This window comes from Streptomyces lydicus (genome assembly GCF_001729485.1).
GTDB lineage: Bacteria > Actinomycetota > Actinomycetes > Streptomycetales > Streptomycetaceae > Streptomyces > Streptomyces lydicus_D.
Genome location: NZ_CP017157.1, coordinates 1478833 through 1501744, shown reverse-complemented (window position 1 = coordinate 1501744; position 22912 = coordinate 1478833). Strand labels below are relative to the sequence as shown.

At 73.0% G+C, this 22912-nt stretch carries 21 protein-coding genes; 5 read left to right on the top strand and 16 right to left on the bottom strand.

Features of this window, described 5'->3' with window-relative positions; translation table 11 throughout:
• Positions 1-9: 9 nt before the first annotated feature.
• Positions 10-1014 (bottom strand): PhoH family protein, encoded by a 1005-nt coding sequence (locus SL103_RS06360; protein WP_033265624.1) that lies wholly within the window; start codon positions 1012-1014, stop codon positions 10-12.
• Between the two features lie 175 nt (positions 1015-1189).
• Positions 1190-2350: a carbohydrate kinase family protein gene (locus SL103_RS06355; protein WP_069567777.1), complete on the bottom strand. Its 1161-nt coding sequence runs from the start codon at positions 2348-2350 to the stop codon at positions 1190-1192.
• A gap of 48 nt (positions 2351-2398) precedes the next feature.
• Here SL103_RS06355 and SL103_RS06350 point away from each other — a divergent pair, with 48 nt between their 5' ends.
• A complete protein-coding gene (locus SL103_RS06350) occupies positions 2399-3736 on the top strand; it encodes a 6-phospho-beta-glucosidase (protein WP_069567776.1) in 1338 nt (445 codons plus the stop codon).
• Positions 3737-3755: 19 nt separating this feature from the next.
• On the opposite strand, the gene SL103_RS06345 is transcribed toward SL103_RS06350, so the two are convergent.
• From SL103_RS06345 to SL103_RS06335, 3 genes are all read right to left on the bottom strand, one after another.
• On the bottom strand, positions 3756-4385 hold the full coding sequence (locus tag SL103_RS06345; protein ID WP_033265627.1) for an MBL fold metallo-hydrolase: 630 nt from the start codon (positions 4383-4385) through the stop codon (positions 3756-3758).
• The gene (locus SL103_RS06340; RefSeq protein WP_069567775.1) at positions 4385-5470 is read right to left on the bottom strand and encodes an S-(hydroxymethyl)mycothiol dehydrogenase; all 1086 of its coding nucleotides are present in this window, start codon (positions 5468-5470) and stop codon (positions 4385-4387) included. The genes SL103_RS06345 and SL103_RS06340 overlap by 1 nt, the downstream gene beginning before the upstream one ends.
• A gap of 165 nt (positions 5471-5635) precedes the next feature.
• On the bottom strand, positions 5636-6967 hold the full coding sequence (locus SL103_RS06335) for an enolase C-terminal domain-like protein (protein WP_069567774.1): 1332 nt from the start codon (positions 6965-6967) through the stop codon (positions 5636-5638).
• A 239-nt stretch (positions 6968-7206) separates the two neighbouring features.
• Here SL103_RS06335 and SL103_RS06330 point away from each other — a divergent pair, with 239 nt between their 5' ends.
• Entirely contained in the window at positions 7207-8022 is an 816-nt protein-coding gene (locus tag SL103_RS06330) for an HAD family acid phosphatase (RefSeq protein WP_069567773.1), read from the top strand.
• Between the two features lie 43 nt (positions 8023-8065).
• Here the strand turns inward: SL103_RS06330 and SL103_RS06325 are convergent, their stop codons facing one another.
• Positions 8066-8971: a ribonuclease Z gene (locus SL103_RS06325; protein ID WP_069567772.1), complete on the bottom strand. Its 906-nt coding sequence runs from the start codon at positions 8969-8971 to the stop codon at positions 8066-8068.
• 6 nt (positions 8972-8977) lie between these two features.
• A complete protein-coding gene (locus SL103_RS06320) occupies positions 8978-9337 on the bottom strand; it encodes a histidine triad nucleotide-binding protein (RefSeq protein ID WP_069567771.1) in 360 nt (119 codons plus the stop codon).
• A gap of 220 nt (positions 9338-9557) precedes the next feature.
• On the opposite strand from SL103_RS06320, the gene SL103_RS06315 reads away from it, so the two are divergent.
• On the top strand, positions 9558-9989 hold the full coding sequence (locus SL103_RS06315) for an OsmC family protein (protein WP_069567770.1): 432 nt from the start codon (positions 9558-9560) through the stop codon (positions 9987-9989).
• Positions 9990-10080: 91 nt separating this feature from the next.
• Here the strand turns inward: SL103_RS06315 and SL103_RS39175 are convergent, their stop codons facing one another.
• The 5 genes from SL103_RS39175 to hrcA all read right to left on the bottom strand — a co-directional run bounded on the left by SL103_RS39175 (position 10081) and on the right by hrcA (position 14524).
• Complete coding sequence (locus SL103_RS39175) at positions 10081-10215, bottom strand: hypothetical protein (protein WP_279631137.1); 135 nt, start codon at positions 10213-10215, stop codon at positions 10081-10083.
• Between the two features lie 72 nt (positions 10216-10287).
• A complete protein-coding gene (locus tag SL103_RS06305) occupies positions 10288-11031 on the bottom strand; it encodes a 16S rRNA (uracil(1498)-N(3))-methyltransferase (protein WP_069567768.1) in 744 nt (247 codons plus the stop codon).
• The gene (locus SL103_RS06300; RefSeq protein ID WP_069567767.1) at positions 11028-12116 is read right to left on the bottom strand and encodes a nitronate monooxygenase; all 1089 of its coding nucleotides are present in this window, start codon (positions 12114-12116) and stop codon (positions 11028-11030) included. The genes SL103_RS06305 and SL103_RS06300 overlap by 4 nt, the downstream gene beginning before the upstream one ends.
• 257 nt (positions 12117-12373) lie before the next feature.
• Complete coding sequence (gene dnaJ / locus SL103_RS06295; RefSeq protein WP_069567766.1) at positions 12374-13507, bottom strand: molecular chaperone DnaJ; 1134 nt, start codon at positions 13505-13507, stop codon at positions 12374-12376.
• Positions 13508-14524, bottom strand: a complete 1017-nt coding sequence (hrcA, locus tag SL103_RS06290) for a heat-inducible transcriptional repressor HrcA (RefSeq protein WP_069567765.1) — start codon at positions 14522-14524, stop codon at positions 13508-13510. It abuts the gene before it with no gap.
• Positions 14525-14719: 195 nt separating this feature from the next.
• Here hrcA and SL103_RS06285 point away from each other — a divergent pair, with 195 nt between their 5' ends.
• A complete protein-coding gene (locus SL103_RS06285; RefSeq protein WP_069567764.1) occupies positions 14720-15457 on the top strand; it encodes an MBL fold metallo-hydrolase in 738 nt (245 codons plus the stop codon).
• Positions 15458-15555: 98 nt separating this feature from the next.
• Entirely contained in the window at positions 15556-16389 is an 834-nt protein-coding gene (locus tag SL103_RS06280) for a DUF3097 domain-containing protein (RefSeq protein ID WP_069567763.1), read from the top strand.
• Here the strand turns inward: SL103_RS06280 and SL103_RS06275 are convergent.
• The 4 genes from SL103_RS06275 to SL103_RS06260 all read right to left on the bottom strand — a co-directional run bounded on the left by SL103_RS06275 (position 16367) and on the right by SL103_RS06260 (position 22513).
• Positions 16367-16945 carry a Uma2 family endonuclease gene (locus SL103_RS06275; RefSeq protein ID WP_069573467.1) on the bottom strand — a complete coding sequence of 193 codons (579 nt, stop codon included), beginning with the start codon at positions 16943-16945 and terminating at the stop codon, positions 16367-16369. The genes SL103_RS06280 and SL103_RS06275 overlap by 23 nt on opposite strands.
• Positions 16946-17044: 99 nt before the next feature.
• Positions 17045-18277: a radical SAM family heme chaperone HemW gene (hemW, locus tag SL103_RS06270; protein WP_069567762.1), complete on the bottom strand. Its 1233-nt coding sequence runs from the start codon at positions 18275-18277 to the stop codon at positions 17045-17047.
• Positions 18278-18342: 65 nt separating this feature from the next.
• Positions 18343-20427: a SpoIIE family protein phosphatase gene (locus SL103_RS06265; RefSeq protein ID WP_079145593.1), complete on the bottom strand. Its 2085-nt coding sequence runs from the start codon at positions 20425-20427 to the stop codon at positions 18343-18345.
• 196 nt (positions 20428-20623) lie between these two features.
• A complete protein-coding gene (locus tag SL103_RS06260) occupies positions 20624-22513 on the bottom strand; it encodes an AMP-dependent synthetase/ligase (RefSeq protein WP_069567761.1) in 1890 nt (629 codons plus the stop codon).
• Between the last annotated feature and the right edge of the window lie 399 nt (positions 22514-22912).

Here is a 22912-nt window from a genome sequence, read left to right as displayed (position 1 = left end):
TGCTCGGGCTCACTGGCCGTTGCGGCTGTCGTACTTCTCGTAGGCGTCGACAATACGGCCGACGAGCTTGTGGCGGACCACGTCCTGGCTCGTGAGCAGGGAGAAGTGCACGTCGTCGACGCCGTCCAGGATGTCCCGGACCTGGCGCAGACCGCTCTTCGTGCTGCCCGGCAGGTCGACCTGGGTGACGTCGCCGGTGACGACGATCTTGGATTCGAACCCGAGGCGGGTGAGGAACATCTTCATCTGCTCGGGGTTCGTGTTCTGTGCCTCGTCGAGGATGATGAACGCGTCGTTGAGCGTCCGGCCGCGCATGTACGCCAGCGGCGCGACCTCGATCGTGCCCGCGGCCATCAGGCGCGGGATGGAGTCGGGGTCGAGCATGTCGTGCAGCGCGTCGTAGAGCGGACGCAGATACGGGTCGATCTTCTCGTAGAGGGTGCCGGGCAGGAAGCCCAGCCGCTCGCCGGCCTCGACCGCGGGCCGGGTCAGGATGATCCGGTTGACCTGCTTGGCCTGCAGCGCCTGCACGGCCTTCGCCATGGCCAGGTACGTCTTGCCGGTACCCGCCGGGCCGATCCCGAAGACGACGGTGTGCTTGTCGATGGCGTCGACATAGCGCTTCTGGTTCAGCGTCTTGGGCCGGATCGTGCGCCCGCGGTTGGACAGGATGTTCTGGGTGAGCACCTCGGCGGGCGTCTCGCTCACCGCGCCCTCGCCGTCCTCCGCCGCGCGCAGCATGGCGATGGAGCGTTCCACTGCGTCCTCCGTCATCGGTTGTCCGGTGCGGAGCACCAGCATCATCTCGTCGAAAAGGCGCTGGATGAGAGCGACTTCGCGGGCGTCGCCGACCGCGCTGACTTCGTTGCCCCGGACGTGGATGTCGGTCGCCGGGAAAGCTCTTTCGATCACACGCAGTAGCGAGTCTCCGGAGCCCAGGACCGTCACCATCGGGTGCTTGGCCGGGACGGTGAACTGTGCGCTCGCCTGCGGCTGCATGGGTGTCTGAGTCATAGGGTGGCCCAGTGGCCTGCTCAACCCCGTCCTTCGCTCATAAGAGGTGCCCCTCAAAGGTGCCTGCCTGCACGGACTCCTTGCGCTACCAGGGTACGACGGGGCACCGACAAGCCCGAGGGCTTTTCCGCGCCCCCCGGACGGGCCGGCCGTCACCGCGGGCGCGGGAGGTCCCTCAGGCCCGGCGGAAGCCGAGCGTGGGGACGGCGCGGGCCCGCGGGGCGGGGCGGTAGGCCGCCGGCAGCACCTCGTCCAGGAACGCGTACTGGCGGCGCAGCGCGCCCGGCGCACCCGCCTCGTACGTCCGCACCTGCTGCCACCAGGCCGCGATCTCCGCCCAGCCCGGCGCGGAGAGCGAACCGCCGAATTCCTGCACCGACAGCGCGGCGCTCAGCCCCGCGAAGGCCAGCCGCTCGGCGAGTGGCCAGTCGGCCAGCGTGCCGGTCACGAACCCGGCGACGAAGACGTCGCCGGCGCCCGTCGGGTCCAGTTCCTGCACCGCGATCGCGGGCACCTCGGCGGTCTCCCCGGTCCGCCCGTCCACCGCGTAGGCGCCCTCCGAGCCGAGCGTGACGACCGCGAGCGGGACCAGGTCGGCGAGCTTGCGGGCGGCCGCGCGCGGGCAGTCCGTCCGCATGTAGCGCATCGCCTCCTCGGCGTTGGGCAGGAACGCCTCGCAGTGCTCCAGGTCGGCGAGGTCGGCCGGGTCCCAGCGGCCGCTGTCGTCCCAGCCCACGTCCGCGAAGAGGCGGCTGCCGCGGCCGGCCGCGCAGCCCAGCCAGCCCTCCCGGCGCCCCGGCACCAGCGAGGCGACGCAGGCGCGGGACGGCGGCGGGCAGCCCGGCGCGTGCCGGCCGTCGAAGACGAAGTCCGGCGGCGGCGCCTCGTGGCCGTGCGACACCATCGTGCGTTCGCCCTCGTACGCCATGGAGACGGTCACCGGGGAGTGCCAGCCCGGGACGGTGCGGGAGAGGGACAGGTCGATGCCCTCGCCGTCTTCGAGTGCCTCCCAGCAGTACTCCCCGTACTTGTCGTCGCCGAACGCCGCGGCGAGGGAGGTGCGCAGCCCCAGCCGGGCCAGCGCGGTGGCCATGTTGGCGACGCCGCCGGGGCTGGAGCCCATGCCGCGGGCCCAGGACTCGGTGCCGCGGACCGGCGCGGAGTCCAGGCCGGTGAAGATGATGTCCAGGAAGACCGTGCCGGTGAGGTAGACATCGGTGCGCGGATCGCCGTCGGCGCGCACGGCCGCCAGCGGGTCGAGGGCCGGTGGCACGGCGGCCGGGCCCGTGGGCGGATGGACATCCCGTCGGCTGCTCACCGTGCACGCCCCTCTCATATCGGCACGTGCCGCCAGTGTGCCTGATGCTGCGGTACGTTCCGCCCCATGAGGCTCACGATTCTCGGCGGGGGCGGCTTCCGGGTGCCGCTGGTCTACCGCGCACTGCTGGACGACCCGGCGGGATCCGTCTCCGAGGTGGTGCTGCACGACACCGACGCCCGCCGGGTGGGGGTGATCGCCGAGGTGCTGACGCGGCTGGCGCACGGCCACCGGGCGCCGGTGCCGGTACGGGTCGCCCACGGTCTGGACGAGGCGCTGACCGGCGCCGACTTCGTCTTCTCCGCGATACGGGTGGGTGGTACGGCCGGCCGGATCCGCGACGAGCGGATCCCGCTCGCCGAGGGCGTGCTCGGCCAGGAGACGGTCGGCGCGGGCGGGGTCCTCTACGGCCTGCGGACCATCCCGGTCGCGGTGGACATCGCCGAACGGGTCGCCCGGGTCGCCCCCGGCGCCTGGGTCATCAACTTCACCAATCCGGCGGGCATGGTCACCGAGGCGATGTCGCAGGTGCTCGGCGACCGCGTCATCGGGATCTGCGACTCCCCCGTGGGGCTGGTGCGCCGGGCGGCGCGGGCGGCCGGCGCGGACCCGGCGGCCTTCGCGAGCGGCCGGCTCGGCTACGACTACGTCGGGCTCAACCACCTCGGCTGGCTGCGGTCGTTGACGCTGGACGGCGCCGAACTGCTGCCGCGGCTGCTCGCCGACGACACCGCGCTGGGCTCCTTCGAGGAGGGCCGGCTGTTCGGCGCCGAGTGGCTGCGCACCCTCGGCGCGCTCCCCAACGAGTACCTGCACTACTACTACTTCCGCCGCGAGACGCTCGATTCGGTGCGCGACACCCCGGAGACCCGCGGCGAGTTCCTCGACCAGCAGCAGGGCGGCTTCTTCGAACGGGCCGCGGCGGCCGGCGGCCCGGACGCGGCCTACGCGCTGTGGGAGCGGACCCGGCTGGAGCGCGAGGAGACGTACATGGCGCACAGCCGGGAGGCCAGCGGCGGCTGGCAGCGCGACAGCCACGACCTGGAGGGCGGCGGCTACGACCGGGTGGCGCTGGCGCTGATGCACGCCATCGTGGGCGACAGCGGGACCCGGCTGATCCTCAACGTCCGCAACGGGACGACGGTGCCGCAGCTGGCGCCGGACGCGATCGTGGAGACGGTGTGCGAGGTGACCGCGCGCGGCGCCCGGCCGCTGCCCTGCGCGCCGCTGCGCGAGGACCAGTTGGGGCTGATGCTCCAGGTCAAGGCGGTGGAGCGGGCGGCCGTCGAGGCGGCCCTGTTCAAGGACCGGGGCGCGGCGCTGCGGGCGCTGGCGCTGCATCCGCTGGTGGACTCCCCCGCGGTGGCCGCCCGCATCCTCCAGCGGGCGGCCGAGGAGGCGTGACGGGTCCGCCCCGGGGCGATCAGTGGCCGCGGGCGATCCACTCGTCGAGGTGCGGGGCCTCCGCGCCGATCGTCGTCGGGTCGCCGTGACCGGTCAGCACCCGCGTCCCGGGCGGCAAGGTCAGCAACCGCTCCCGGATCGACCCGACGATCGTCGGGAAGTCGGAGAACGACCGTCCGGTGGCGCCCGGGCCGCCCTGGAAGAGCGTGTCGCCGGTGAAGACGGCCCCCAGCTCGGGCGCGTGCAGGCAGACCGCGCCCGGCGCGTGGCCGGGTGTGTGCAGCACCCGCAGGTCGGTCCCCGCGATGGTCAGCACCTGGCCGTCCGCCAGCTCCGCGTCCGGCGCGGTGTCCGGGTGGGTCATCTTCCACAGCGGCAGGTCGGCGGGGTGCAGATGGATCCGGGCGCCGGTACGGGAGGCCAGCGCCGGGGCGGCGTCGATGTGGTCGTTGTGCGCGTGGGTGCAGATGATCGCGCGCAGCGTCCGGCCGCCCAGGGCCGTGAGGATGGCGTCGGCGTCGTGGGCGGCGTCGATGACGATCGCCTCGTCGTCGTTGCCGACGATCCAGACGTTGTTGTCGACGTCCCAGGTGCCGCCGTCGAGGGAGAAGGTGCCGGAGGTGACCAGGTGGTCGATGCGGGCCGCCATCAGAACGTCACCACCGAACGCAGGACGTCGCCGGCGTGCATCCGCTCGAACGCCTTCTCCACGTCGTCGATGCCGATGGTCTCGGTGACGAACGCGGCGAGGTCGATCCGGCCCTGCTGGTGCAGGTCGACGAGCATCGGGAAGTCGCGGGACGGCAGACAGTCGCCGTACCAGGAGGACTTGAGGGCGCCGCCGCGGCCGAAGACGTCCAGCAGGGGCAGTTCCAGGGTCATCTCGGGGGTGGGCACGCCCACCAGGACGACGGTGCCGGCGAGGTCGCGGGCGTAGAACGCCTGCCGGTACGTCTCGGGCCGGCCGACCGCGTCGATGACGACGTCCGCGCCGAAGCCGCCGGTCAGTTCGCGGATCGCCTCGACGGGGTCGGTGGTGCGGGAGTTGACGGTGTGGGTGGCGCCCATGGAGCGCGCGGTGGTCAGCTTGCGGTCGTCGACGTCCACGGCAATGATCTTGGACGCGCCGGCCAGGTACGAGCCGACCACGGCCGCGTCACCGACACCGCCGCAGCCGATCACCGCGACCGCGTCGCCGCGCCCCACCCCGCCGGTGTTGAGGGCGGCGCCGATGCCCGCCATCACCCCGCAGCCCAGCAGACCCGCCACCGCGGGCGACACCTCCGGGTCGACCTTGGTGCACTGCCCGGCGGCGACCAGCGTCTTGTCGGCGAAGGCACCGATGCCGAGCGCGGGGGTCAGCTCGGTGCCGTCCTTCAGCGTCATCCGCTGCTCGGCGTTGTGCGTGTCGAAGCAGTACTGCGGGCGGCCGCGCCGGCAGGCCCGGCACTGGCCGCACACCGCCCGCCAGTTGAGGACGACGAAGTCACCGGGCGCGATCTCCGTGACCCCCGCACCGACCGACTCCACGACGCCGGACGCCTCGTGCCCGAGCAGGAACGGGAACTCGTCGTTGATGCCGCCCTGCTTGTAGTGCAGATCGGTGTGGCACACCCCGCACGCCTGGACCTTCACCACGGCCTCGCCGGGGCCCGGATCCGGTACCAGGATCGTCTCCACCCGCACCGGTTCGTTCTTCCCCGGCGCGATCACGCCGCGCACTTCCTGTGCCATCGGAACAGCCCCTTTCAAAGATCACGTACGGGACCACTGTGGCGCACCGCCACTGAGCCGTGCCTCACCGTACGCGTGCCGGGCGACCTGGCACAGGACCTCGGCCGGGTCCGTGATCACCGGCCCGGGCCCGGTACCGGATCGCCCGCACGGGCGGCCGGCCGGTCACCAGCGCGGGACGGCGGGGGCGGTCCAGCCGGGGTCGGCGTGCCGCATCGCCGCGACGTCGTCGCGGTCCCGCAGGGTGCCGTCGTCGGCCAGCCACCGGCGGTGCAGCACGGCGAGCCGGTCGCGGTCGAGCTCCACGCCGAGTCCGGGGGCGTCGCCGACCGCCACCCGGCCGTCGTGGAAGGTGAGCCGCTCGGTGAGGACGTCCTCGGTCTGCCAGGGGTAATGACTGTCGCAGGCGTACCGGAGACCGGGCAGCGTCGCCGCGACCTGGGTCATCGCGGCGAGGCTGATGCCGAGGTGGGTGTTGGAGTGCATGGCCACCCCGACGCCGAACGCGGCGCAGACGGCGGCGAGTTCACGGGTCGCGCGCAGCCCGCCCCAGTAGTGGTGGTCGGAGAGCACGATCTGGACGGCATCCCGGGTGAACGCCTCGGCGATCTCGTCGAAGGTGGTCACGCACATGTTGGTGGCCAGCGGCAGCCGCGCCCCGCCGGGCCCCGTACCGCCCAGCGCGGCCGCCACCTCCGCCATGCGGGCCGTGCCGCTCACCGGGTCCTCCAGGTACTCCAGGACGTCCCCCAGCTCCTCCGCGACCGCGAGCGCGGTCGGCACGCTCCAGGCGCCGTTGGGGTCCAGCCGCAGCGGCCGGCCGGGGAACGCCTCGGCCAGCGCCCTGATCGTCGCGACCTCCCGCGCCGGCTCGAACACCCCGCCCTTGAGCTTGAAGGACGTGAAGCCGTAGGTGTCGGCGAACCGGCGGGCCTGGGCGACGACTCCGGCCGGGTCGAGCGCCGCGCCCCAGTCGTCGCGCTCGCCCCGGCCGCCCGGGTGCGCGGCCCAGCGGTGGAAGAGGTAGGCGCTGTACTCCACCGCGTCGCGGACCTTGCCGCCGAGCAGGGCGTGGACGGGCAGTCCGACGGCCTTTCCCCAGGCGTCCAGGCAGGCGACCTCGAAACCGGAGAGGACCGAGAGCCGCAGCTTGTCGGCGGTCCGGACGCCGCGCAGCCCGCCGACGTCCACCGCGTCCGGGCCGGCCGCGGCGGCCACGTCCCCGCAGACCTCGGCAGCGAGGGCGGGCAGCCCGTTCAGGTCCGTGACCGGCCGGCCGATCAGCGACGCGGCCAACGGCTTCGCCAACTCCAGGTACCCGGCGTCCCCGTACGTCTCGCCGAGTCCCGTGACACCGCCCTCGGTGACCACCTCGATGATCAGGCGGGGGGTGTACGGCTGGTGCACGCCCTGGGTGTTCAGCAGGGGTGGATCGGCCACCAGGACCGGGGTGAGCCGGACCTCGGCGAGAGCGAGGGCGTTCGCACGGTCGGACATCCGCAGGCTCCTACGAGGACGACAACGTTCCTGTATGCGTATGGAGTTCATGCATGCGGCTGGAGCCTAGGGATCACGGGATCCGGCCGTCAAGAGCCGCGGCCGCACCACCCCACCGGGTGCGCACCCCGCTCACCCGCGAGGCTTTGCCAATCGTTGAATCTTCGCGCGTAGATAGCGATATAACGCTCTGTTAAACCTACCGATGACCACTAGCGCCACCCCCGAAGGAGCCGCGCATGCCGCGCCCCGATCGCTTCCGTCCCGCCCTCTCCCGTCGCGCCCGTCTCGGCGCCGCGACGGTCGCCGCCCTCGTGGCCGGCACCGCCGTCTTCGGCATCGGCCAGGCCACCGCCGAACACTCCGTGCCGCGCACCGACAAGGAGATCCCGAACCTCACCCAGGTCCAGGACAAGATCAAGGCGTACTACGGCGACACGGTCACGGCCGACGGCGAGCACTACGCCTCCCCGCGCAGCAACTACGCCCGCCAGGTCCACGGCATCGAGGCCAAGGCCCGCGCCTACTTGACCAAGGCCCTCGCCAAGAGCGCCCGGAGCGGCAAGAAGGCCAAGCCCGCCATCGTCCTCGACATGGACGACACCACCCTGCTCACCTACAACTACGAGCTCCAGGTGGGCTTCCACTTCACCCCGGAGAGCCAGGACAAGTACCTGGAGAGCACCGACATGGACCCGGTCTTCGGCATGAACCGGCTCGTCAACTGGGCGCACGACAAGGGCGCCGAGGTCTTCTTCCTCACCGGCCGCAAGGAGGCGCAGCGCGACTGGAGCGTCCGCAACCTCAAGAACGTCGGCTACGACGTGGCGCTGGACCGCCGCCACGTCTACCTGAAGGACAAGGAGCACCCGCCGGCGTACCTGCCCTGCGGTGCCACCTGCACGACCATCGAGTACAAGTCGGGCACTCGCAAGCACATCGAGTCGCTCGGCTACGACATCGTCGCCAACTTCGGCGACCAGTACAGCGATCTGAGCGGCGGGGCCGGGGACCGGACCTTCAAGCTGCCGAACCCGATGTACTACCTGCCGTAGAGCAGGGGGCGTGGCGCCCGGCGGGCCGTCCTCCGCCGGGCGCTCAGCGCCGCTTGGGCACCGGCACCCGCATCAGGTCCCTGGCGATGGTCAGCTCGCCCGTGAAGCCCGCCGCCCGCGCCTGCCGCTCGAACTCCGCCGGGTCGTCGTACCGCTGCGAGAAGTGCGTCAGCACCAGGTGCCGCACCCCCGCCCGCGCGGCCACCTCCGCGGCCTGCCCCGCGGTCAGATGGCCGTGGTCGACGGCCAGTTGGACGTCCTCGTCCAGGAACGTCGACTCGATGACGAGCATGTCGGCGCCCTCCGCGAGGGCGTGCACACCGGGGCACAGCCGGGTGTCCATGACGAACGCGAAGCGCTGGCCGGGGCGCTGCTCGCTCACCTCCTCCAGGGTGACGCCGTTCAGCTCGCCGAGCCGCTGCAGCCGCCCGACGTCCGGCCCGGCGATGCCGTGCGCCGCCAGCCGCTCCGGCAGCATCCGGCGGGAGTCCGGCTCGATGAGGCGGTAGCCGTACGACTCGACCGGGTGCGAGAGCTTGCGCGCCTCCAGGACGTACGCCGCCGAGCGCTCCAGCTCGCCGTCGACGGCGACCGGCCGCTGCACCAGACGGACCGTCTCCCGGTACGCGGTGGCATAGCGCAGCCGCTCGAAGAAGCGCTCCCCGCTGGCCGGGTAGTGGGCGGTGACCGGGTGCGGCACCCGGTCGAGGTTGATCCGCTGGATCACCCCGGCCAGGCCCAGCGAGTGGTCGCCGTGGAAGTGCGTGACGCAGATCCGGTTGAGGTCGTGGGCGGCGACCCCGGCGCGCAGCATCTGGCGCTGGGTCCCCTCGCCCGGATCGAACAGCAGCCCCTGGCCGTCCCAGCGCAGCAGGTAGCCGTTGTGGTTGCGGTGCCGCGTGGGAACCTGACTCGCGGTGCCGAGGACCACCAATTCACGTACGGACACGGTCGGTTACCCGGGCGGCCACTGCAGGCCGCGGCCGCCGAGCACGTGCAGGTGCGCGTGGAAGACGGTCTGGCCCGCGCCGGCGCCGGTGTTGAAGACGACCCGGTAGCCGCGGTCCTCGACCTTGTCCTCGGCGGCGACCTCGCGCGACTCGCGCAGTATGTCGGCGAGCACCTGCGGCTCGGCGGCGGCGAGGGACGCGGCGTCGGGGTAGTGCACCTTGGGGATCACCAGGACGTGCGTCGGCGCCTGGGGATTGATGTCGCGGAACGCGACGGTGGTGTCGGTCTCCCGGACGATGGTCGCCGGCACCTCCCCCGCCACGATCTTGCAGAACAGGCAGTCGGCCTGCGGTTCTCCCGCCACCGGTGGCTCCTCCCGGGTCATCCGCGTACGCACGGTGCGCACGGCCTCGGATGCTACCGGGCGGCACGCGGCGCGGCCCCACCCCACCCGTACGCCGCGCGCGGCACGCCACCGGCGGGGCGACCCACGGCGGGGCGGGGGCCGGGCCGCCGGGACGCGGGGCCCGGGATCACTAAGCTGGTCCGTGATCGTTTTCGCCCACCATCGGGAGTTATGCACCATGGCAACCACGCGCACCGCCACCACCCACTGGGAGGGCAACCTCCTCCAGGGCAAGGGCACCGTCGCCCTGGAGTCCTCCAAGGTCGGTACGTACGACGTGAACTGGCCCGCCCGCGCGGAGCAGCCGGGCGGCGTCACCAGCCCCGAGGAGCTGATCGCGGCGGCCCACTCCTCCTGCTACTCCATGGCCTTCTCGCACGGCCTGGCGGGCAAGGGCCACACCGTCGAGGCCCTGGACACCCGGGCCGACGTGACCTTCCAGCCCGGTGAGGGCATCACCGGCATCGCCCTGACCGTCAAGGCCCGGGTCCCCGGCCTGTCCGAGGAGGAGTTCCAGGCCGCGGCCGAGGACGCCAAGAAGAACTGCCCGGTGAGCCAGGCGCTGGCGGGCGTCAAGAACATCACGCTGGCGGCCGAGCTGCTGGCCTGACCCGGCCGTCCGCCACCGCGCGGAACGGCGGTGCGCCGGCAGCTTCCGGGCTGTCGGCGCACCCTGCGCGGCCCGTCGCCCCGACCGCCGGCTAGGGCAGCGACGGCTCCCAGCCGAACAGGATGCACGCGAAGAGACCGAACACCCCCAGCACGGCCAGCGCCGCGGCCACGCCGAGCGTCGCGATCCCGATCACCACTGCCTTCGCCCCCGCGGAATTCGCCATGCCCGCCATGATCCTCCTGCCCGCGTCCGGCAGACCGGCGGGGGCCATGGAGGCAGGGGGAATGCGACCCTCCTAGCTCCAGCGCCCGGTGCGGCCCAGCAGCAGGGCCGTGGCCGCGGTGCCCGCCGTGGAGGTGCGCAGGACGGTCGTCCCCAGGCGGTACGGCTTGGCGCCGGCCTCGGCGAAGGTGGCGAGCTCCTCCGGGGAGACACCGCCCTCGGGGCCGACGACGAGCACGAGGCGCCCGGTGGCGGGGAGTTCCGCGGTGGCGAGCGGGGTGCTGCCCTCCTCGTGGAGGACGGCCGCGAAGTCGGCGTCCGCGAGGAGCGCGGCCACCTGCTTGGTCGTCAGGGGGTCGGCCACCTCGGGGAAGGTCAGCCGACGCGACTGCTTGCCCGCCTCACGGGCCGTGGCGCGCCATTTGCCCAGCGCCTTGGCGGCCCGCTCGCCCTTCCACTGAGTCACACAACGCGCCGCCGGCCAGGGCACGATGGCGTCCACACCGGTCTCGGTCATGGTCTCCACGGCCAGCTCGCCGCGGTCACCCTTGGGGAGTGCCTGGACGACGGTGATCGTCGGGTTCGGCGGCTCCTCGGTGCGCAGCTCCGCGACCGCGACGGTGAGCCGGTCCTTGCCCTCGACGCCGGCGACGGTGCCGTGCGCCCCGGCGCCGCGGCCGTCCGTCAGCACGACCTCCTCGCCCACCCGCAGCCGGCGCACCGACACCGCGTGCCGCCCCTCGGGCCCGTCCACGGTCACCGTGGCGCCGGCGCGGACGTCCGCGAGCGAATCGACGAGGAAGACGGGGGCGGTCATGCGGCGCCCCCGTCGGCGGTCCGGCCCAACGCGGCGCGTGCGGCGTCCACTTCGGCGGCGAGGACCGCCACGAGCTGCGCGGCGGGCATCTCCCGGGCCAGTCGGTGCCCCTGCCCCGCCCACAGGTTCAGCCCCTGCGCGTCACCGGCCTTGGCCGCGGCCTTGCGCACGGTGGAGGTGAGGTAGTGCACGGCGGGGTAGGCGGCCGGGGCGTACGGGCCGTGCTCCCGCAGGAAGCGGTTCACCAGCCCGCGGGCCGGCCGCCCGGAGAACGCCCGGGTCAACTCCGTATGCGTGAAGAGGGGGTTGGTCAGCGCCTGCTTGTGGAGCGGGTTGGCGCCCGACTCAGGTGTGGCGAGGAAGGCGGTGCCCAGCTGCGCCATGGACGCCCCGGCCGCCAGCACCGCCGCGATCTGCGACCCGCGCATCAGCCCGCCCGCGGCGATCACCGGGATCTGTACGGCCTCCCGTACCTGGCCGAGCAGGGCCAGCAGCCCCAGCCCGGCACCGGTGCCGTCCGCGTGCGGATCGTCCCGGTGGGTGCCCTGGTGCCCGCCGGCCTCCACGCCCTGCACGCACACCGCGTCCGCGCCCGACCACTGCGCGGCCTGCGCCTCGGCGGCGGTGGTGGCGGTGACCACGGTGTACGTACCGACCTTGGCGAAGCCGTCGAGCACCGCGCGCGACGGGCAGCCGAAGGTGAAGGACACCACCGGCACCGGGTCCTCGCGCAGGATCGCGAGCTTGGCCTCGTAGCCGTCGTCGATGGGCCCGTCGGTGTCACCGAGTTCGGTCTCGTACCAGGCGGCCTCGCCCGCGAGCTGTTCGCGGTAGACGTCGACGGCGGCGGTGTCGGCCAGCGAGGGCTGCGGCATGAAGAGATTGACGCCGAACGGCCGGTCGGTCATCGACCGCAGCTGCTTGATCTCCTGGTACATCCCGTCGGCGGTCTTGTAGCCGGCGGCGAGGAAGCCGAGACCGCCGGCGCCGCAGACGGCGGCGGCCAGGTCGGGTCCGGAACCGCCGCCCGCCATCGGGGCCTGCACGATCGGGTAGCGGCAGAGATCGGTTGGTGCGGTGGGCATGCGCACATCGTGTCACGCCCCCCGCACCGCACCGAACCGGGGCGGGCCTGCCTACCGCCCGTTGAAGGCGTCCTTCAGCCGCGAGAACAGCCCCTGCTGCCCCGGCTGACCGCACTCACCCGGGGGGCCACCCCCGGCCCCCCGGCCGCCCGGACTACCGCCCGTTGAAGGCATCCTTCAGCCGCGAGAACAACCCCTGCTGCCCCGGCTGACCGCACTCACCCGGGGGGCCACCCCCGGCCCCCCGGCCGCCCGGACTACCGCCCGTTGAAGGCATCCTTCAGCCGCGAGAACAGCCCCTGCTGCCCCGGCTGGAACTGCCCCGTGGGGCGTTCCTCGCCGCGGAGCTTGGAGAGCCTGCGCAGCAGCTCCTCCTGCTCGGGGTCGAGCTTGGTGGGCGTCTGCACCTCGACGTGGACGATCAGGTCGCCGCGGCCACCGCCCCGCAGATGGGTCACCCCGCGCTGGTGCAGCGGGATCGACTGGCCGGACTGGGTGCCGGGCCGGACGTCGATCTCCTCCACCCCGTCGAGCGTCTCCAGCGGACACTTCGTGCCCAGCGCCGCCGCCGTCATCGGGATGGTGACCGTGCAGTGCAGATCGTCGCCACGCCGCTGGAAGACCTGGTGCGCCAGCTCGTGGATCTCGACGTAGAGGTCGCCGGCCGGGCCGCCACCGGGGCCGACCTCGCCCTCGCCGGCGAGCTGGATGCGGGTGCCGTTGTCGACCCCCGCCGGGATCTTGACCGTCAGCGTGCGGCGGGAGCGGATCCGGCCGTCGCCCGCGCACTCGTGGCACGGGGTCGGCACGACCGTGCCGAAGCCCTGGCACTGCGGGCACGGGCGGGAGGTCATGACCTGGCCCAGGAAGGACCGGGTGACCTGCGAGACCTCACCGCGGCCGCGGCACATGTCACAGGTCTGCGCCGAGGTGCCCGGCGCCGCGCCCTCACCACTGCAGGTGGTGCAGACGACCGCGGTGTCGACCTGGATGTCCTTGGTCGTGCCGAAGGCCGCTTCGTTCAGCTCGATGTCGAGCCGGATCATGGCGTCCTGGCCGCGGCGGGTGCGCGAGCGCGGCCCGCGCTGCGACGCGGTGCCGAAGAACGCGTCCATGATGTCGGAGAAGTTGCCGAAGCCCGCGCCGAAGCCCGCGCCCTGGCCGCCGCCCGCCTGCGAGAGCGGGTCCCCGCCGAGGTCGTAGACCTGCTTCTTCTGCGGGTCCGACAGGACCTCGTAAGCGGCGTTGATCTCCTTGAACCGCTCCTGGGTCTTGGGATCCGGGTTCACGTCCGGGTGCAGCTCGCGCGCCAGCCGCCGGAAAGCCTTCTTGATCTGGTCCTGCGAGGCGTCGCGGCCGATGCCGAGGACCGAGTAGTAATCCGTGGCCACTTACGACTCCGCGAGGATTTGTCCGACGTAACGTGCCACTGCGCGTACCGCTCCCATCGTTCCGGGGTAGTCCATGCGGGTCGGTCCGACCACGCCGAGTTTGGCGACTGCCTCGTCGCCCGAACCGTAGCCGACCGTGACGACCGATGTGGACGTCAGGCCCTCATGGGCATTCTCATGCCCGATGCGTACGGTCATGCCCGAGTCCTTGGCCTCGCCGAGGAGCTTGAGCATCACCACGTGCTCCTCAAGCGCCTCAAGCACCGGACGGATGGTCAGGGGGAAGTCGTGTCCGAAGCGCGTGAGATTGACGGTACCGCCGATCATCAGCCGTTCTTCGGTCTCCTCCACCAAAGTCTCCAGCAACACCGACAGCACTGTCGAGACCGTGCCGCGGTCGTCCTGCTCGAAGGACTCCGGGAGATCCTGCACCAAGTGGGGCACATCCGTGAAACGGCGGCCCACCACCCGGCTGTTCAGCCGCGCCCGCAGGTCCGCCAGGGAGCCCTCGGCAAAGGGGGCCTGGCAGTCGATGAGCCGCTGCTCGACCCGTCCGGTGTCGGTGATGAGTACGAGCATCAGGCGGGCCGGGGCGAGCGCCAGCAGCTCGACGTGCCGGACCGTGGACCGGGTCAGCGACGGGTACTGCACGACCGCGACCTGCCGGGTCAGCTGCGCCAGCAGCCGGACCGTGCGGCCCACCACGTCGTCGAGGTCGACGGCACCGTCCAGGAAATTCTGGATCGCCCGCCGCTCGGGGCTGGACAGCGGCTTGACGCCGGCCAGCTTGTCGACGAAGAGGCGGTAGCCCTTGTCGGTCGGGATCCGCCCGGCGCTGGTGTGCGGCTGGGCGATGTACCCCTCGTCCTCCAGGGCTGCCATGTCGTTGCGGATCGTGGCCGGGGACACCCCGAGCCGATGCCGCTCGGTGAGCGCCTTGGAGCCGACCGGCTCCTCGGTCCCGACATAGTCCTGGACGATGGCGCGCAGCACTTCGAGCCTGCGTTCACTGAGCATGGCGCGCACCTCCAGTCCGGCCGTCCGCCGTCTCGTTACTCCCTGGCACTCACACGGGCCGAGTGCCAGACCTTGAGCCAGTGTACGGCCGGGTAGCACCGGCACGGCAAGGGCGACCTCGCGCGGCACGCCTGCGATGACCGTGTTCGGCCGATCTGCCGGGCAACGCTATCGCGAGGGAGCTAGCGTCTCGGTATGCGCACTGCTTGGGAAGAGGCCGGTTGGGAACAGCTCGGTGACGGTGTCGCCAGACGCCGGATGGCGGGCTGGGACGAGACGATCGGCGTGATCGCCGGGTCGGCCGGCGTGATGATCGTCGACACCGGGGCGACCCTGCGTGACGGCGCGGACCTGCGTCGGACGGTGCGCGGCGTGCTCGGCCGGGACGTGACGCATGTCGCGCTCACCCACCCGCATTTCGATCATGTGCTGGGCACCGCGGCGTTCGCCGGGGTCCAGGTGTTCGGCGCGACCGGCCTCGGCGATCTGCTGCGCCGCAGCAAGGACGCGCTGCGGGACGACGCGGTCCGGCACGGTGTCGACCCGGACGCCGCCGCCGAGGCCGCCGACCTGCTCGTCGCCCCGCACCACCACGTGCACGGCCAGCTGACCGTCGATCTCGGCGACCGGCAGGTGCTGCTGGCGAACGTCGGCCCCGGCCACACCGCCCACGACCTGGCGGTCCTGGCGCCCGGCCGGCACGGTGGCCGCGAGATCGTCTTCTGTGGCGACCTGGTGGAGGAGTCCGGAGAGCCGCAGGCGGGCCGGGACGCCCTGCCGCAGCGGTGGCCTGCCGCGCTGGACCGCCTGCTGGCCCTGGGCGGCGAGGACGCGCTGTACGTCCCCGGCCACGGCGCCGTGGTGGACGCCGCCTTCGTCCGCGCCCAGCGCGAGGCCCTGGCCACCCGCTTCGGCGTCGCCCCCGCCTCCTGACCCGTGACCTCGTGACCCTCCGGTCGCCCGGTTAGCGCCGTCCGCCCCTCCCTGCCCCTCCGTCTCCGTTCGCCCGTACCGACACAGAAACAGGCCCCATGCAGAGCAAGCGCTACAGCCCCGACCTCACCCCGCCGTGGAAGAAGCAGCGCCCCGCCCCCGAGGTGCCGGCCGACCCCGACCTGGTCGTCGAGGAGGTCGGCACCGGATTCTGCGGCGCGGTGATCCGCTGCGAGAAGACCGCCGAGGGCCCGACGGTCACCCTGGAGGACCGCTTCGGCAAGCACCGGGTCTTCCCCATGACCCCGCGCGGCTTCCTGCTGGAGGGCAAGGTCGTCACCCTGGTCCGCCCGCAGAACCGGCCCGCGGCGCACGGCCCGGCCCGCACGGCGTCGGGCTCACTCGCGGTCCCCGGCACCCGCGCCCGGGTAGCGCGCGCGGGGCGCATTTACGTGGAGGGCCGGCACGACGCCGAACTGGTCGAGCGGGTCTGGGGGGACGACCTGCGCATCGAGGGCGTCGTCGTGGAGTACCTGGAGGGCGTCGACGACCTCCCGGCGATCGTCCGCGGCTTCTCCCCCGGCCCGGACGCCCGCCTCGGCGTCCTCGTCGACCACCTGGTGCCCGGTTCGAAGGAGTCCCGGATCGCGGCCGAGGTGACCGGGGCGGACGTGCTCGTCGTCGGCCATCCGTACATCGACATCTGGGAAGCCGTGAAGCCGTCCTCGGTCGGCATTCCGGCGTGGCCCGCCGTCCCGCGCGGCCAGGACTGGAAGACGGGCGTGTGCCGCGCGCTGGGCTGGCCGGAGAACACGGGCGCGGCCTGGCAGCGGATCCTGTCCTGCGTGCGGTCCTACAAGGACCTGGAGCCGCAGCTGCTGGGGCGGGTGGAGGAGTTGATCGACTTCGTCACGGCAGGCGATGCGGCCTGACGCCCTTGAGGGTGCCGAACTCGCCGGTGGCCAGATCGACGTCGAGGAGCGGCAGCGGCACCGGGTCACCGAACTTGGTGATCCGCTGCACCGCGTAGTCGGCCTCGTCGCCACTGCCGGCGGGTTCGGTGAGCAGGACGCACTGGCCCATGACGGGATCGATGATCAGGTAGACCGGGACCCGGCCCGCCGCATAGATCGAGCGCTTGAGCAGGTAGTCGCGCTGGACGCTGGTCCTGGAGACGACCTCGACGAGCATGGTGACCGCCGCGGACGGCATGAGCCGCCCGGAATCCGGCGTGGCGTCGCGGTCCAGGACCACAAGATCAGGCTGGGGCTCGCTGGTCTCGCTGAGAATGTCGATGTCCTGGGTCTGGAGCCGATGCCACTTCCGACGCGGAATCTGGTCCAAGACCTCCTCAATGATCAGGTTGTGGACCAGGTCGGGTCCCGCCATCATCACGATTTCCCCCCGGAGGAGCTCAATCTTGATGCCCTCGGGAACCTCCAGGTTCTCGAAGAGCTCCGTCATCCGGCGTTCATCCACAGCGGTCATCTCCATGGCCTCCGTTTCCCGTCGCCGTGTATGCGGCACAGGCCAGGGAGAGCCTAGGCGGCGGTACTGGCTCATCGCATCGGTTCACTCATCCGGGTATCAGTCCACCAGATCCCGCACCACCGCGTCGGCCAGCAGCCGTCCGCGGAGGGTCAGGACGGCCCGCCCTTCCCCGTACGGCGCCGGCTCCAGCAGGCCGTCCGCCAGCGCCCGCTCGGCCGCCCGCGCGCCCGCCGGGGCCAGCAGGTCCAGCGGGCAGCCGTCCGCGAGGCGGAGTTCCAGGAGGATGCGCTCGACGCGGCGGTCCTCGTCGGCGAGGAGTTCCCGGCCGGCGCCCGGCGAGCGGCCCTCGGTCAGGGCCTGGGCGTAGGCGCCGGGGTGCTTGACGTTCCACCAGCGGACGCCGCCGACGTGGCTGTGCGCGCCGGGGCCGGCGCCCCACCAGTCGGCGCCGGTCCAGTACAGCTCGTTGTGGCGGCAGCGGGCGGCCTCGGTGGTGGCCCAGTTGGAGACCTCGTACCAGCGGAAGCCCGCCGCGGCGAGGCGCTCGTCGGCGATGAGGTAGCGGTCGGCGTGCACGTCGTCGTCGGTCATCGGGACCTCGCCGCGGCCGATCCGGCGGGCCAGCTGGGTGCCCTCCTCGACGATCAGGGCATACGCGGAGACGTGGTCGGGGCCCGCCCCGAGGGCGGCGTCCAGGGACGCCCGCCAGTCGTCGTCGGTCTCGCCGGGGGTGCCGTAGATGAGGTCGAGGTTGACGTGGTCGAAGCCGGCGGCGCGGGCCTCGGCGACGCATGCCTCGGGGCGTCCGGGGGTGTGCGTGCGGTCGAGGATCTTCAGGACGTGCTGCCGCGCGCTCTGCATGCCGAAGGAGACCCGGTTGAAGCCGCCCGCGCGCAGCTCGGCGAGGTAGCGCGGGTCGACGGACTCGGGGTTGGCCTCGGTCGTGATCTCGGCGTCCGGGGCGAGCCCGAACTCGTCGCGGATCGCCGCCAGCATGCGGCCCAGGTCGGCGGCGGGCAGCAGGGTCGGGGTGCCCCCGCCCACGAAGACCGTCTCCACCGGGCGCGGGTCGTCGCCGAGGACCTTGCGGGCCAGCCGGATCTCCTCGACGAGGGTGTCGGCGTAGTTGTCGCGCGAGGCCAGGGCCCCGCCGGAGCCGCGCAGCTCGCTCGCGGTGTAGGTGTTGAAGTCGCAGTAGCCGCAGCGGGTCGCGCAGTACGGCACGTGCAGATAGAAGCCGAGGGGCCGCCCGGCCGCCCCCGCCAGCGCATGACGGGGCAGCGCCCCGTCCTCGGGCATCGGCTCACCATCAGGCAGTGCGGAAGGCATGGGAACCATTGTCCGTCATCCGGCGGACCACCGGGTCCGGGCCGGGTACGGGAGGCCGGCCGGCCTCAGGCGGGGCCGCCCGCCGCCTTGAGGACGAGCAGCGCCAGGTCGTCGTCGGGCGGGGTCGGGTCGAAGGCGTGGACGGTGTTGCGGAGGTGGTCGGCGAGGGCGGTGGCGTCGAGTCCGGCGCCCGCGGCGAGGGCGGTGGCCAGGCCGTCCTCGTCGTCGAAGAGCCGGCGGCCGGAGCGGCGCTCGGTGACGCCGTCGGTGACGCACAGCAGCGTCTCGCCGGGGCAGAGGTCAAACGATTCACTGACGTAGGTGGCGTCCTGGACCACGCCGAGCAGCATCTGCGGCGCCGCGACGACCCGCACCGTGCCGTCCGTACCGAGGACCAGCGGCAGCGGGTGGCCGGCGCTGGCGAGGGTGCAGCGGGCGCCGCCGGAGCCGCCGGGGTGGGGGACGATCTCGCCGTAGAGGAGGGACAGGAAGCGGGCCTGTTCGCCCTCCTCGCGGATCTCGACCGGCGCCTCGGCACCGGCGCCGGCCGCCGCGACCGCCGCCGCGACCGCCGCGACGGAGTCGGCGGCCTCCCGGGCCATGGTCTTGTTGAGCCGGTCGAGGACGTCGGCCACCCCGAACCCGTCACGGGCCAGCAGCCGCAGCACCGGCCGGGCGAGCCCGGTCACCGCGGCCGCCTCGGGCCCGCTGCCGCAGACGTCGCCCAGCGCGAAGCACCACCGGCCCTCGCCCGCCTCGAAGAGGTCCCAGAAGTCGCCGCCCGCCCAGGCGCCCTCCCGCGGCTCGTAGACCACCGCGGACTCCACGCCGGGCACCTGGGCCCGCCCCCGGGGCAGCAGCCGGCGCTGCAGGACCTGGCTGATCCGCTCCTGGCGGCTGTACGCGCGTGCGGTGGCCACCGCACGGGCGACCCGGCGGCCCAGGTCCTCGATCAGCGCGACCACGTCGTCGGGGAAGCCCAGCAGCCCGCCCCGGCCGAGCAGCAGCGTGCCGAGCCGGCGGCCACCGGCGACCAACGGGCAGGCCAGCGCCGCACCGCCCGGTTCGTAGCCCGGCTCGTCGAGCCAGGGCCAGCGGGCCGCGGCGGGCGCGCTGCCCGGCGCGGCACCGTCCGGGACCTCCGGCGGCTGTTTCTCCAACGCGGCGCGCAGCGCGTCGGTATGGCTCTCGCTGGCGTGCCAGACGCCGGCCAGCCGCTGTTCCTCGCCGCTCGCCGCGATGCCCCGGCCGGGCGCGCCGCCGTCCCCGTCGTGCAGCCACACCGCGCACCAGTCGGCGAGCCGCGGCACGATCAGCTGGGCGGCGAGGGCGGCGACCTGATCGGCGTCGAGCTGCCCGGAGAGCAGGTCGGATGCCTCGGCGAGGAAGGACAGGGCGCCGTTGTCGACCCGGCCGGCGCCGGGCTCGCGGCGGGTGGGCCGGCGCGCCGCGGGGGCGAGGAGTTCCGCCGCCCGCAGCTCGCGCTGCAACTGGTCGTCGTAGGCGATCTCCGGCTCCGGCCGGTCCTCGGCGCCGGGCACGTCCACGTCGACGGGCAGCCGGAACCACACGGTCTTCATGGCCCGGTGGTAGGTGATGCCCCAGGATTCCGCGACCGCGCTGATCAGCCGGAGGCCGTGGCCGCCGCTCTCGGCGGCGGCCCCTTCGGTCCCGGCGCCCTCGGCCGCGGTGCCCTGCTCCCGGGCCCGGATCGGGCGGGTGGGGTGGCGGTCGGAGACCTCGACGACGACGCCGGGGAGCGCGGCGGCACCGGGATCGCCCTCGGCGTCCCGCCCCGGCGCGGGGTCCAGCCGGCAGCGCAGCTCGACGGTGGTGCCCGCGTGCACCACCGCGTTGGTGACCAACTCGCTGACCAGCAGCACCGTTTCGTCGGCGAGCCGGCCGGTGAGGCCCTCGGCGCAGGGCAGCCGCTGCGCGGTCCACTCGGCGAAGGAGTCCCGGACGAACTGCCGGGCGGCCGACGCGGCCTGCGGGTCGCCGGGCAGCCGGACGCTCCGGGCGCGGACGGCGGGCCCGGCGGCGGAACCGGTCGCGGCGGCCCCGCGGGCCCCGCCGCGCACCCCGCCCGGCCTCGTCGTGCGCGCCGCCATGACGTCGTCGTCCCGTGGAGACGATGTTGTCGTCCTCATTGAGCAACTCCCGAGCAGCTCCGCTACAGCGCCGGATGCGCCACCGACAGAGTGACAGAACGAGCGCACCCATAAGCACCGAGTCACGGAAGTGCGAGGTCATCGCCGCGAATTCGGCTGCCGCGCCGCGGGAGTTGGCGCACAGCGGCGCACGGGGCGGGCCGCGCCGGCCCGCCCCGTGCGCCGCGCGCGGGCGCTACGCCTCGCGCGACCCGGCGTACATGTCCTCCAGCAGGTCCTTGAACGCCCGCTCCACGACCGGCCGCTTGATCTTGAGGCTGGGGGTCACCTCGCCGTGCTCGATGTCCAGGTCGCGCGGCAGCAGCCGGAACTTGCGGATCTGCTGCCAGCGCTGCAGCCCCTCGTTGACCCGCTCGACATAGCCGTCGACCAGCTCACGCACCTGGTCGGTCGCGACGACCTCGGCGTACGTGCGGCCCTCCAGGCCGTGCTCCTTGGCCCAGCCCATGATCGTCGGCTCGTCGAGGGCGATCAGCGCGGTGCAGAAGTTCCGGTTGGCGCCGTGCACCAGGACGTTGGAGACGAACGGGCAGACCGCCTTGAACTGGCCCTCCACCTCGGCCGGCGCGATGTACTTGCCGCCCGAGGTCTTGATCAGGTCCTTCTTGCGGTCGGTGATCCGCAGATAGCCGTCCGGGGACAGCTCGCCGATGTCGCCGGTGTGGAACCAGCCGTCCTCCTCCAGGACCTCGGCGGTCTTCTCCGGCAGGCCGTGGTAGCCCTGCATGATGCCGGGGCCGCGCAGCAGGATCTCGCCGTCCTCGGCGATCCGGACCTCGGTGCCGGGCAGCGGCTTGCCGACCGTGCCGGTGCGGTACGCCTCGCCGGGGTTGACGAAGCTGGCCGCGCTGGACTCCGTCAAGCCGTAGCCCTCCAGGATGTGGATGCCGGCGCCGGCGAAGAAGTAGCCGATCTCCGGGGCGAGGGCGGCCGAACCGGAGACCGCGGCGCGCAGCCGGCCGCCGAAGGCGTCCCGCAGCTTGGCGTACACCAGCGCGTCGGCGACCTTGTGCTTGGCGGCGAGCGCGAACGGCACCGAGGCGTTGCCGGTGCGGCGGAAGTTGTCCTGCGAGACCTTGGCGTACTCGCGGGCCACCTCGGCCGCCCACTGGAAGATCTTGTACTTGGCGCCGCCGCCCTGCCGGGCCTTGGCCGCGACCCCGTTGTAGACCTTCTCGAAGATCCGCGGGACGGCCGCCATGTACGTCGGCCGGACGACCGGGAGATTCTCGATGATCTTGTCGACCCGGCCGTCGACGGCGATCACCTGGCCGGTCGCGATCTGCCCGGCGGTGAGCACCTTGCCGAAGACGTGCGCGAGCGGCAGCCAGAGGTACTGCACGTCGTCCTGGGTGACCAGGCCGGTCGCCTGGATCGCGCGGGCCATGTACGCCCAGCAGTCGTGCGGCAGCCGCACGCCCTTGGGGCGGCCGGTGGTGCCGGAGGTGTAGATCAGCGTCGCGAGCTGGTCGGCGCGCAGCCCGGCGACCCGCTCCTTGACGCACTCGGGGTGCTGTTCCAGATAGGCGACGCCGCGCTTCTCCAGCTCGGCGAGGGTGAGCACCCAGCCGTCGGGGTCGTCGGCCGCGGGTTCGGCGCCCGCCTCGTCGATGACCACGACGTGCGCCAGGTCGGGCAGCTCCGCGCGCTGCTCACGCGCCTTGGCGAGCTGTCCGGCATCCTCCGCGATCAGCACCCGGCTGCCGGAGTCGGCGAGGATGTACGCGGTCTCCTCGGCGTTGGTGCTGGGGTAGACCGTGGTGGTGGCGGCGCCGGAGCAGAGCACGCCGAGGTCGGCGAGGATCCACTCCACGCGGGTGTTGGCGGCCAGCGCCACCCGCTCCTCGGGCCGCACGCCCAGTGCGATCAGCCCGGCCGCCACGGCGTAGACCCGGTCGGCGGCCTCCGCCCAGCTGATCGGCTTCCAGTCGTCCGGGCCCTGGCCCGAGGCCGGCGGCACGGGATAGCGGTATGCCTCGATGTCGGGCGTGGCCGCCACCCGCTCCAGGAAGAGATGGGCCACCGAGGGCGGCCGGTTTTCGATCAGCGTGTGGGTGTCCGTCACGGCGTCCTCCGGGGCCCGCTTCGTTGCGTGGTGACTCGCGAGTAACCTTTGAGCAGTGATCAGACTAGAGCGCGTTGCGCCGACGCGTAAGGGGCTACGGCCTACTGGTTCACGATGTGACCAGTGCGATAGGTGTACGTAGCACGCTCATCGCCCGCCCGGTGAGCCGAGCCGATCACCGCACACCGGACCACACCGTGCGACAGGCACCGGGAAGCGGCGGAACGGCACGCTCCGCTTTCATTCCGACGGGGACCCGGGGGCCACCCGGAAGGACCACGCCCCCGTCCGGCCGTCCGGCCACCGCCCGGAAACACGACCACGGCCCGGAAACACGACAGGGCGCCGGCCCCCCAGGGGAACCGGCGCCCCGGCCGCGGACAGGCGGCCACACGGCTT